Source organism: Flavobacterium columnare NBRC 100251 = ATCC 23463, from assembly GCF_002530675.1.
Classification (GTDB): Bacteria; Bacteroidota; Bacteroidia; order Flavobacteriales; family Flavobacteriaceae; genus Flavobacterium; species Flavobacterium columnare.
In genome coordinates, this window is record NZ_PCMX01000066.1 from 1 (window position 1) to 11,733 (window position 11,733).

The following is an 11,733-nucleotide window of genomic DNA, read 5'->3' on the forward strand; positions in this document are numbered from 1 at the left end:
TCGGGTTTGTTGTTTTATATAGAGGTTTTTTATAGTTTTAATTTAGATGCAATGCCTGTAGGTACCGCTTTTTTATGCAACATAATGGCGGTTGCTTTATATTTTGCAAATTCTTTCGTCATATACAAATATCCTTTGTAGTCATTTGTTGTACCCCAAGAGTTTTTAACGATATAATATTCTTTACCGTTTTGATCTTTAGAAATTCCAACAATATGCATACCGTGATCATCAGTAGTTGTGTAATTATCAAATGCCTTTTGACGCATTTCCTCAGTTACTGTCATTTCTTTTTTAGGGCCATTAAACATATCTGATTTTTCATCAGCAGTCATCTCCTCAAATTTTTTCTCAGGGACATAAGCTACACCGTTTTTCCAAGAAAAACTTTTTTCGCTAACATCGCCAGCCCAAGCTACTGAATAACCATTTTTAATTGCGTTGTCAATAATATCAGTTAATTCATTCATTTTTACATTATATACTTGATCAAAATTCCAATTATCTGGAACCATTAATACGAATTTAGTATAGTAGGGATGTTCTTGTAAGGAAGAAATTTCTACATAATCATCGGCATTAACGCCTACTACTTCTTTAGCAAAGGTTTCAGGGGTATAGGTTTTACCTTCAAATTGAAAAGTTTTGGGTACTTGTCCAAGATAACTATCAATCATTGCAGTATAGGCTTTTTCCCAATTAGGAGTTAGTTCTCCATTAGGATTGGTAACAACAGCCTTTAAGAAAGCTTCAATTAGAGAACTCATTTCAGCAAATTTATTTTTATCAGTTCCATAATTCAAGCCTGTATAAACAGATTGAGGAACGGCTCCATATTTGCGATACATATTAATCACATCATGAAAAGCTCCGCCATCGCCTAGAGCAACTGAACCATGCATACGGACATAGTTTCTTCCTTTTTCGATATACGCATTACGAGCAGAATAAATTTGTGCTAATTCTACTGGTTTTTTACCCATGCGTATCATTTCTGATTCTAAAAATGAATTAGCAGAATAACTCCAACAAGTCCCTGAAGAGCCTTGGTTCTTTATAGGAGTATTTTCAATATTTATAACGTCAGTAAATTTGAAAGATTCTTTACTTTTTTCACTTGCATTTATTTTTAGTGAATTGACTAAATTATCTTGTGCAAAAGCACTGATAGTTATAATAAACGAAGCTGTTAGAGCAATGTTTTTTCTAATTTTAAACATATCGTTTTTGAATTTTAATATTTTGGAGGTAAAAATAAGAATACTGAATGAATAAGATTTGAATTTAATCATTTTTTGTGTTTTTTAAATATGAGAATCTAAAAAAGACTTTACTTCTTAGATGATAACATATAAAAAAGTGGGTTTTAATCCAGATTGCGTACTAGAAATGTATTACAGATAAAAAGGACTTTGAATCTAAAAAAGTACTCCCTTTTTTGTCCTCAATGTAATAAAACTACCGTTTTGGTAAAAAAAGCTGTTTATTCTTAACTTTTTTGTATTTTTCATCTTGATGCGAAAGGCTAACGCATATTTGGGTTTAAAGAAGTCTGAATATCTTTATTATAAAAAAGGCTGCCTTAAACTATTTTGCACTGCAGCCTTTTGTGTTTTTGAATTAGATTGAGCCTTATTCGATTATAATTTTTCTAGTTGCTGTTTTACCTTTTTCGGTGATTTTAGCAAAATAAATTCCTTTAGTTAAAGATGAGATATTAACAATTTGATCAGTTACTTTAGATGATAAAGTTTTTTGTCCTAAAGTATCATATACTTCAATTTGTTTTTCTTCAAAATTACTAGAAGTAATATTTAAAACTGAATTTGCAGGATTTGGATGGACTGATAAGCCTTCTATTTCATTGTTTTTTTCATTGTTTAAAACAGAACTAGCTTCAATTTTTACATTGTCTATTCTCCAATTAGCAGCAGGGTCGTAAACTCCTAAAATAGGTTCATAGGTATTGTTGTTTGGATTAACAATAGAGACAATTCGGAAACCAAAATTAGGATTGTTATTGCATCTGGGATCATTGATTAATAAAGATTTCATTGGAGAAGCTGTAAAACCATTTGTCAGATCTCCATTGTTATTAGCTAAGATTTCCCAAGAATTTCCGCCATCAATAGTATATTCGTATTGTTGCCATTTAGAAGAAGCATCCTGTCCTCTTGGGTCAAATTTTATGATAATTCCTGAGTAGCCATTAGTACTTACCATAAATTGATAGCCAGCTGTTCCAGAAGCCGTTCCTTGAAGTGGAAAATTTTTTATACTATGTGCAAACCCTGCACCATTGCCGCTTTGGTAAGTGTTTGGGTTGACCCCTCCAATTAGACTTAATGTTCCTGTTCCTAGGTTTGGATTGGTTGTTTGTCCATCAAAACTCCAAGAGGTTAATGTGGTCTGTGCAAAGCTGTTTGAAATAAAAAGGAATAAGCTGAATAGGGAAAATAATGATTTTTTTTTCATTTTAATAGTTTTGTTTTGTTTGCAAAAGTATAAAAAAACCTCTTTGGGTGTTTGCTTAGAGAGGATAGCTTTTTTTATTCAAATAGAGTTTACTCAATTACGATTTTTCTGATGGCTATTTTGCCTTCTTCGGTGATTTTAGCTGTGTAAACTCCCTTGGTTAAAGAAGTAATGTTTATATTTTCATTAGTTGTTCTAGTGGATAAAATTATTTTTCCTAAAGAGTCATATACTTCAATTTGTTTTTCTGAATACTTGTTTGATGTTATGTTTAGAATTGATTTGGTTGGATTGGGGAATATTTGTAGTCCAGAAATTTCATCTAATTTTTCATTAGATAAAAATTGTGGATCTGTTGATGTTGCTTGAATGCTAAAGTCATCTAAACCTATCATAGCGTCATTTCCTAGGTCGTTTGTGTCAGTCCATCTGATCCAGAGTGTTCCCCCATTGGCCGGCCAGCCATTTCCTGTTAATCCAAAGGTAAAAGTAAAATTACTATTGTTTCCTAAAGCGTTGCCATCTATGTTAGCTGTTGTAGGAGTAGTTGTACTGGTAGTAGCGTTTTGTTCTACTAAATCGCAGTTAGTTACTGTTGTCCAAGTACCTGTTGATAAAGAGGTAGCATCATAACTATAGGCAAATGCTATTTTTTCAATTATAGAACTGGTGGCTAATCTCCATTGTTCGGTTTTTCCACTAATCTGTATTTGGGTAATGTTTTGTGTCAGATTATTGATAAGGTTTAGACCTATTCCAGGAATTGTGCCTGAAGAGGCTAGTACCGCAAGGCATCTTTCATTAGTTGAGTTAGTTCCTGCTGCGTAAACTCCTCCGCTGTTGGTAGACCCGTCATTATTTGTTAGTGTTAGAGCTGTAGTAGATGTACCTGAAAGTCTTGCCATAAACCAATTGGCGGGTAGAGCAGGGGCTGTTGTTCCAGTAGTCATTGAGTTGAAATCCTGATTGTAGGGGGTGTTTAATGCTGAAATTGGAACTTGGCAAAACCCTAAATTTGCTAACAAGAATGTTCCTAATGCGTAAATTTTTTTCATGTGTTGTTGTGTGTAATTTGGTTTTAAATTTAATAAAAAATATATTAAATTTATTTTTTTGATTGTTTTTTTGATTATTTTGTAAGAATAATCTATGATTGATTGATTGAGTTGAAAGATGTTTATTTTTGTGAGGGGATTCAGGTACTGATGTTAGGCAAAAGAGGGTGCTCTTAAAATTGGTTTGAAAAAGATCTATTATTTGTATGTTTTGATGAGAAAAGGGGTAAGTTTTCATAACAGATTTCCATTCTTTAATATTTTAAAAAATGAAAGGTAGATTTAAGGGGGAAATGTTTTGGGCAGGTTACTTTACAATAAGTTTTCTAGTTATTCTTTGTTCTCCTTCTTTAATTTTTATTATGTAAACGCCTTCGTTTAGGCTGGTTATGTTTAACTCCTTTGCTGTTAATAATGTTTGAAGTACTAATTTTCCAAGGACATCATAGATTTCAATCTCTTTTGAAGAGGTTGATCTAGATGTAATGTAGATTCTTCCACTACTGGCGGGGTTAGGATATATTGTAAGGTTGTCCAAAGGCTGTTCTTGATATTTTCCACTATAGGAGTCTCTAGCCTCCTGAGCTTGAAAGACCAACGTAAATAATGTGGAAATAAGGATACTGTACAAGTAGTTTTTCTTCATTCAATACGGATTTCTACAAAGTTAAAAAAAATATATATAGATAAAACAAAAGCCTCAAAAATAGAGGCTTTTGTTTTGTTAAAAAATACTAAAAAATTAAAAAGCGTATTTTGTCCAATTAAAAGCAGTTTTGTCAGCTCCTGTATTGGTTTCGTTTTTGTTTAATAGCCCTGCTCCATTGATTTCTTTAGCTGGAGATGTTGTTAAATCTTTAAGGTTAACACTAATTGTTGTGGTAGGATTGCCAGCTCCTTTTTTATCGTTCATGTTAATTAAGGTTACTGCGTATCCTGTTCCCTTTACGACAGCATTTGTTATTGTAGATTTTGCACCACGACGAACCATAAAGACATCCATCATTTGTTTTGTTATGTCATTAGTGGTTACAGGGTCTATTTTAAGGTCAATAGTTAAATTCTTGATGGTGTTATCAGATTGTAAGTTACAAGTAGGAGTGTTACCATCTAAATTACCATCTCCTTCTAGACCTCTTGGGTCGGCTTCTGTACTTGTAAAACCTTTTTCCCAAATTCCATAAGCATTGTCTAAAGTGCCTCTCCATCCTTGTGTATAGTCAAACATATCGTCATCTGTGTTAATACATAAGATATTTTTTAGGTTGACAGTTCCACCAAAGAGTTCAACACCATCATCAGCGCAATTTTTTACAAGTATATTTTCAATAATGGTACTATTTCCAACACCATTTAGGGTTAGACCGTTGTGTTCAATATTGGCAGAGGATTTAGCTCCTGTATTATTGAGTATCAAATAACGAATAATGCCTGAGTTATCAGTGTCGTCATTACCACCATAAGTATAAGCTGAGTTAATTTCGGTTGAACCGGTTGGGGTAGCATCCGATAATTTAGCTTTGCCATTAATGATTAAACCGCCCCAGTATCCTGATTCTGTTGTTTCTATGTCAGCTTGCATGATTACAGGTTTATCAGCCGTACCGTTTATGTTTATTTTACCTCCTTGTAAGGCTAAAATGTAATTACTAAACCCTTTTTTAGATTTGATTATGGTACCTGCGGGAATGTTTAGAGTTCCTCCATTATCTATAATTAGAGAGCCGTTCAAATAGTATGTTTTAGAAGGATCAAGAGTTATATTGTTTGTAATAGTGCCTGATAGGTTTTCTGTTCCTGCTGGCGCACTGATAGTTGCAATTGCTTCATCATCTGTTGTTTTTGTACAAGATATTATAGCTGTTCCAGAAACGGTTAGCAATGTTAATAAACTTAAAACTGATTTTTTCATTTTGGTTAGTTGTTTTAATTAGCAATTATATAATTTTAAAAATCATACGTTAAACCTAGGCTAAAATGGATTCCTTTTTGGAATGATTTAAGGACAATATTTTCGCCTCCATTAATGCCTCTTCTGCTTAGTGAATAAGTAGGATCTAATAAGTTTCTAGTTTTTATTTTGATAGCGAGATGTTTGTTGATTTTAGAAGTAGAAATAAAATCCAATCCTAGTACTCCTTTTTCTATAATATCTTCGTAAGTTAGGGTTCCAATAGTATAAATACGATCACTAAAATAGTTTAATACGAAAGTATTGGTAAAGTTTTTGTCATCTTTAGATAAAGTACTGGATAGGTCAAAATTAACTAAGAAAGGGGAAGAACCTTCTAGTTGAGTTTCTTTTTTAGGTGTGTTCAAAACATCTAATGTTAATTTAGAGTAGATATAAGAAGCATTAAGTCCTAATGCTAATTTAGCATCATAAGAATGAAATTGTGATTCTAGAATGTTTTTTCTTAGTTCAACTTCTGCTCCTAAGACTTTAGCTACATTAGCTATGTTTTTATATGTTAAATAACCTCCTGATCCTCCTTCTTCTACACGAGCTATTGGATTTTGAATGTGTTTATAAAAACCCGTTAATGAAAAAAGTTCTGATTTGCTTATATAAAAATCCCATTTAGCATCTAGGTTGTAATTTTCAGAATACTTTAGGTCTTTATTTCCTTGACTATTAAAATTTACGTCTATGTAAATATATGGTGAAATTTCTTTAGCTTGAGGAAGGGTATAGGTTTTGCTACTGGCTAAACGGAACGAGTTTTTTTCTGATGCGTCCCATTTTAAACTAGCGTTGGGTAATACGAATGTATTTTTAATAGTTGATTTTCCAATAGTACTACCTTCGTTTACATTGTATTGCACAGCCAGATTTACGTAGTCTATGCTTGCTCCCATATTTATGGTTAGTTTAGGGGTAACTAAATAGGTTAGATCACCGTATCCAGAATGTATGTTTTTTTGTGCATTGTATTGATCTTTATTGGCATCAAATGTTACTTTTCCATCAATAAAATTTTGTTTGTTATAAGAATCGTCTAAGTTTATATTTTCATTATATATTCCCGAAAAGGCTCTAAAATTGTATAGTGTAGCTGAAAATTTATCTTCAACTTGTCTTCCATTGTAGCCAAACTTGATAAAAGACGTTTTATCATTTGCGTTTTGATTATTTAGTTTGTGTGAAACTTCTAGTTTCGTATTCAAATCAGTTTCATCTAAATTCAAGAAAGTTCTTGTTTGCCTACCATCTCCCCCTGTAAAAATAAAATCTTTTTCGTTTCTTTGAGTGAGATTGTTTACTCTTCTATCAGGCTCTTTGCCAGAAGTAATATTATATGATACACCAGCATTGAAGTTTGTGTTTTTGTTTAATTGAAATTGAGCTAATAATTGATTTACAATTAATAAATTATCATTATTTTGTTGTCTAATCATTAGTCCTTTATCATCAAAACCTCCCTGAAATTTATCATTGTCTAAACCGTAAAATTTAGAATAATATTGATTATTATTGTGAATTGCCATACCGTTATAATCAAATCGGAACTTATTTAGTTTTAGAGATAAATTCAATAGTCCTAATTGATTAATGCCGCGATTAAACTTGTCGCCTACTTGATCTCTGAAGATTACTCCTGTGGTAGTTGTGTTTTTTACAAATTGTTTGGTGTAACTAAAATCCGTTGCATGTGATCCTACTAAAAATGCAGAAAAGCTATTTTCGCCAAATCTAATCTTTTTACCTATTGTTAGTCCCAAAGAATGGTTATAAGGCAAATGATTTGTAGTAGGATTAAGCTTATTAGGAAAATTGTATTTTTGACTAGTTAATCCAGGGTTAGTGATGTTAGATATCCCCCAGTAATCTACTCCTGATTGTTGTTTGAAATCAGTATTGAATACTCTTGTATTACTACCTGTTGAAAGGTCTAGGGATACAACAGATGATGTGTTTAGCTCTTTGGATGAAATGTCTATATTAGCTCCGCCTACATCACTAATTTTAGTGGAATTAAAAACCTTATTAACAGAAATATTTTTGATAATATCTGTGCCAAAAAAATCCAAGGAAATATTTTTGTATTCAGGATCTTCGGAAGGAATTGGAAAGCCATTTAATGTAGTTGAATTATAGCGGTCTCCTAAACCTCTTACGAAAACATTTTTTACTCCTTCCTGTTTAGAAATCCCTGCAATTTTAGTAACAGCAGCCTGTGCATCACTTATTCCCTTTCTACCCATTTCTTGAGCACCAATTATTTGCTTCATTTCAACGGCATTCTTCTGTTCTAATAATAAAGCAGTTTCTTTTTCCCGACTTACAGTTGCTTTTACTACGACGTCTTCCATGGTTACACTACCAGAACCAAGAATCTGATTAATTTCTTTTACTTCTCCAGTATTAACAGTAATTTTAACTTCTTTAGTTTCATATCCTAAAAAACTAAAGACTAACGTGTGCATACCGGAAGGAACAATTAAGTTGTACCTCCCTTGTAGATCAGTAGTGGTTCCTGTAGATGTGCCTTTTAGAAGAACATTAGCAAAGGGTAAGGCTTCATTGTTAAGATCTTTATCTGATACTGTTCCAGTAATAGTTGCTTTTTGAGCCAATGTAATCATTGTAAAAAAAAGGAACAATAGAGAAAATTTAAATTTCATTTTGTTGTGTGTTTAATTCGAATGCAAAGTAATTTGGACTATGTAAAAAGGAGGTTATTTGGATATTATAAATAGGTTTAGTAAACGTTACCTAATCGTTAACATATTAAATTTGTGTAAGGTTAAGTTTTTGTTTCGAATAATAGCTAATTTTACACTCGAACAAACACAAAACACAGTGATGAAAAAGAAGGATATTAGAATTCTTTTAGTAGACGACGAAATTGATATTTTAGAAATTGTTGGCTATAATCTTTCACAAGAAGGGTATCAAATTTTTACCGCTGAAAATGGTAAAAAAGCGGTAGAAAAAGCAAAAAAGTATTTACCTCATTTAATCTTAATGGATGTTATGATGCCTGAAATGGATGGAATGGAAGCATGTGAAATTATTCGTAATACGCCAGAATTACAAAATACGATTATTGCATTTTTAACCGCTAGAAACGAAGATTATTCGCAAGTTGCAGGTTTTGATGCTGGCGCTGATGATTATATAGCAAAACCCATTAAACCTAAAGTATTAGTTAGTAAAGTAAAAGCTTTATTAAGAAGGTTTAAAGAGGTAGAAGTGTCCGCTGAAAAACTAAATTTGGGAGGTATTGAAATAAACCGTGAAGAATACAAAATATACAAAGACAATAAGGAAATTATTCTTCCAAGAAAAGAATTTGAACTTTTTTATTTACTAGCATCTAAGCCAGGAAAAGTATTTAAGAGAGAGGAAATTTTAGATAAAGTTTGGGGGAACGAAGTGGTAGTAGGAGGAAGAACCATAGATGTTCATATCCGAAAATTAAGAGAAAAAATTGGGGAAGAACTATTTAAAACAATAAAAGGAGTTGGGTATAAGTTTGAATACTAATGGGGTTAATGCTTAAGAAATCATATACGTTTGCGTTTCGATCTTCTACATATATTACCCTGTTTTCAACAGGGTTAGTGCTTTTATTAACCTATTTATTCTTTTTGATTAATTGGTTATTTATAAGTGTTTTTGCTTTCTTAACCATGTCTTTTTCATTTTTCGTCTTGCAATATCGAGTAGAAAAATTTATTTACAAACGAGTAAAGAAAATTTATGATGAAATTTCTTTTTTAGATGCTGTAGATTTTAAAAACCAAGCTATAACTACCGATATGGCTACATTGACCAAACAGGTTAAAAAATTTGCAACGGATAAAAAGTTAGAAATTGAAATGCTCAAAGATCGTGAAGAATATAGAAGAGAATTTCTAGGAAATGTTTCACATGAACTGAAAACACCTCTTTTTACGGTTCAAGGTTATATTTCTACTTTATTAGAGGGCGCGCATAAAGATAAAATACTCCGAAAAAAATATCTAGAACGTGCCGAAAAAGGAGTCGAAAGATTGGTTTATATCGTTAATGATTTAGATATGATAGCTAAATTAGAATTAGGAGATGAAACGCTAAATATTCAATCATTTGATATTGTTGCATTAGCACAAGAAGTAATGGATTTATTAGAAATTAAAGCTAATACAAAAGAAATTACCTTAAGTTTTGATGAAAAATATGTTAAACCTATTCACGTAATAGCCGATAAAGAAAAGATTCAGCAAGTCTTGATTAACTTGGTTGTGAATTCTATTAAGTATGGTAAAGAAAAAGGATCAACCGAAATTTGTATAGATGAATTAGAAAATAACAAGGTATTAGTACGCGTTATGGATAATGGTGAAGGAATTGAACGAAAACATATTCCTAGATTATTTGAACGTTTTTTTAGAGTAGATAAAAGCGGATCCCGTATGGAAGGAGGCTCTGGTTTAGGGTTGTCTATAGTAAAACATATTATTGAAGCCCATCATGAAAAAATATATGTAAAAAGTACATTTAATAAAGGTTCTGAATTTTTATTTACACTCCAGAGTGCTAATCAATTTACTGCTTAAAACATTGTTTTGTTATTTTTAATGTTAATAAATTGTAAAGTAAATGTTTTTTAATTGTTAATTATGTAAGTTTTTTTTAAATTTGATGGAGACTATTTGTAGAACCCATAAAATTTTGAATTATGAAAAAACGTATATCAATCATTACTTTATTATTTACAGTAGCCAGTTTTGCTCAGTTAATAGAGCCTAAATATGAGATTCAAAATAATTTAATAAAAGCCACTTACTATTATGACAATGGTAAAATAATGCAAGAAGGTTTTTATAAAGACGGGAAAGTTCATGGGAAATGGGTTTCCTATACGAAAGAAGGAAACGAGCTAGTTACAGGACAATATGAATCGGGGCAAAAAGTAGGAACTTGGATTTTTAAAGAAAACGGGGTCATAGCCCAAGTAAACTATAATGATAATCGTTTAGTTAACTTAAAAAAATGAGAACTGTTTGAAACAAATAAATAAATATCTTTCGCCTATTATAAATGTTAGTATCTTACCTTAAAAGAAGACAAGTAGAGTACGTTTAAAAATCACTATTTGTCTTCTAAATTAAAAACTTCGAAATATTTTTTCCAGTTAATTTTATTCTGAAATGGAATAAATCCTTTAAAATTAACTATTTGTTCCAATTTTTTAAGACTAAATTCATCTTGTAGACAATACGGTATTATTTGTTCATGACTTAGTTTATGTGCTAAATATATCTGTTCGTATTGTCCAGGAGTAGGAATAAAAAAAGCTTTTTTACCTAGATAAGCTAAGTCCATAACGGTGGTATAACCAGAACGACAAATGATGTATTCACTCGTGTTAAAAGCGATTTCTAATTGTTCAGAATTCATAAAATTATAAAAAGTAAAAACGCCCTCATTGCTGATTTTTTGCTCTTTATCAATGTTTCCTTTTACAAATAAAACAGACCCGTTATAGTCTTTTAGTTCTAATATTAATTTTTTTTCAAGAAGACTTCTTTGTGGTTCAGGACCTGATAAAACAACCATAAGATCATACTGAATATTTAATTTTTGGTTTTTAAAACGACTGATAGGACCTAAATAAAGAACATTTGTTAAAGGCTTTTTTAGATGACCTAAATCACCTGTTAAATTTCTATCTCCTTCAAAATCAGGTACCCAACAAGATGTGTATTGTTTAATCACTAGTTGGTGTAACCAAGAAGTAATCAAAGTCGTATTACCAGTTAAAACATTTAATTGATGAGTAATATAAACACAAGGTATTTTTTTTGAATAAATACCCAACCGATTGTCAGAAATAATACCTTGTATATTATAAACTGCAATAATCTTTTTTGTTGCTAATCGTTCTAAAAAAATGGCTCTTAAAACCGTATGACTATTTTGCATTAATTTCCATTTAAAAAAACGACCCTTTTTTGCATATTTTATTTTATACGAAGGAATTGAGATAAAAGTTAAAGAAGGAAATTCAAATTTTAATAATTCAAGAGCCTCACCATCTGAGGCTATGATAGGATTCATGCCATGATCTAAGAGGGCTCTTATAATAGGAATACAACGCGTGGCGTGACCTAAACCCCAATTAAGGGGGGCTACAAGTATGTTTTTAGTTGTTCTCAAATATTATATTTATAAAAGAAAGGTAAAGATAAATCGGATCAAGAACAAAAGTTG

The 11,733-nt window shown here is 31.3% G+C and carries 10 protein-coding genes; 3 read left to right on the forward strand and 7 right to left on the reverse strand.

Features of this window, described 5'->3' with window-relative positions; all coding sequences use genetic code 11:
• Nucleotides 1-29: 29 nt before the first annotated feature.
• From B0A78_RS09665 to B0A78_RS09690, 6 genes are all read right to left on the reverse strand, one after another.
• On the reverse strand, nucleotides 30-1,220 hold the full coding sequence (locus B0A78_RS09665) for a C1 family peptidase (RefSeq protein WP_041253436.1): 1,191 nt from the start codon (nucleotides 1,218-1,220) through the stop codon (nucleotides 30-32).
• A 412-nt stretch (nucleotides 1,221-1,632) separates the two neighbouring features.
• Nucleotides 1,633-2,475, reverse strand: a complete 843-nt coding sequence (locus B0A78_RS09670; RefSeq protein ID WP_014165707.1) for a T9SS type A sorting domain-containing protein — start codon at nucleotides 2,473-2,475, stop codon at nucleotides 1,633-1,635.
• A gap of 89 nt (nucleotides 2,476-2,564) precedes the next feature.
• Nucleotides 2,565-3,530, reverse strand: a complete 966-nt coding sequence (locus B0A78_RS09675) for a T9SS type A sorting domain-containing protein (RefSeq protein WP_097609633.1) — start codon at nucleotides 3,528-3,530, stop codon at nucleotides 2,565-2,567.
• Between the two features lie 307 nt (nucleotides 3,531-3,837).
• On the reverse strand, nucleotides 3,838-4,176 hold the full coding sequence (locus B0A78_RS09680) for a T9SS type A sorting domain-containing protein (RefSeq protein ID WP_014165705.1): 339 nt from the start codon (nucleotides 4,174-4,176) through the stop codon (nucleotides 3,838-3,840).
• Between the two features lie 96 nt (nucleotides 4,177-4,272).
• Complete coding sequence (locus tag B0A78_RS09685) at nucleotides 4,273-5,442, reverse strand: hypothetical protein (RefSeq protein WP_014165704.1); 1,170 nt, start codon at nucleotides 5,440-5,442, stop codon at nucleotides 4,273-4,275.
• Between the two features lie 35 nt (nucleotides 5,443-5,477).
• Nucleotides 5,478-8,156, reverse strand: a complete 2,679-nt coding sequence (locus B0A78_RS09690; protein ID WP_065213861.1) for a TonB-dependent receptor — start codon at nucleotides 8,154-8,156, stop codon at nucleotides 5,478-5,480.
• A 181-nt stretch (nucleotides 8,157-8,337) separates the two neighbouring features.
• On the opposite strand from B0A78_RS09690, the gene B0A78_RS09695 reads away from it, so the two are divergent.
• From B0A78_RS09695 to B0A78_RS09705, 3 genes are all read left to right on the forward strand, one after another.
• Entirely contained in the window at nucleotides 8,338-9,021 is a 684-nt protein-coding gene (locus B0A78_RS09695) for a response regulator transcription factor (protein ID WP_014165702.1), read from the forward strand.
• The gene (locus B0A78_RS09700; RefSeq protein WP_014165701.1) at nucleotides 9,021-10,076 is read left to right on the forward strand and encodes a sensor histidine kinase; all 1,056 of its coding nucleotides are present in this window, start codon (nucleotides 9,021-9,023) and stop codon (nucleotides 10,074-10,076) included. The genes B0A78_RS09695 and B0A78_RS09700 overlap by 1 nt, the downstream gene beginning before the upstream one ends.
• A 122-nt stretch (nucleotides 10,077-10,198) precedes the next feature.
• Entirely contained in the window at nucleotides 10,199-10,516 is a 318-nt protein-coding gene (locus B0A78_RS09705) for a toxin-antitoxin system YwqK family antitoxin (protein ID WP_014165700.1), read from the forward strand.
• Between the two features lie 95 nt (nucleotides 10,517-10,611).
• Here the strand turns inward: B0A78_RS09705 and B0A78_RS09710 are convergent, their stop codons facing one another.
• Nucleotides 10,612-11,679 (reverse strand): glycosyltransferase, encoded by a 1,068-nt coding sequence (locus B0A78_RS09710; RefSeq protein ID WP_065213860.1) that lies wholly within the window; start codon nucleotides 11,677-11,679, stop codon nucleotides 10,612-10,614.
• Nucleotides 11,680-11,733: the final 54 nt, after the last annotated feature.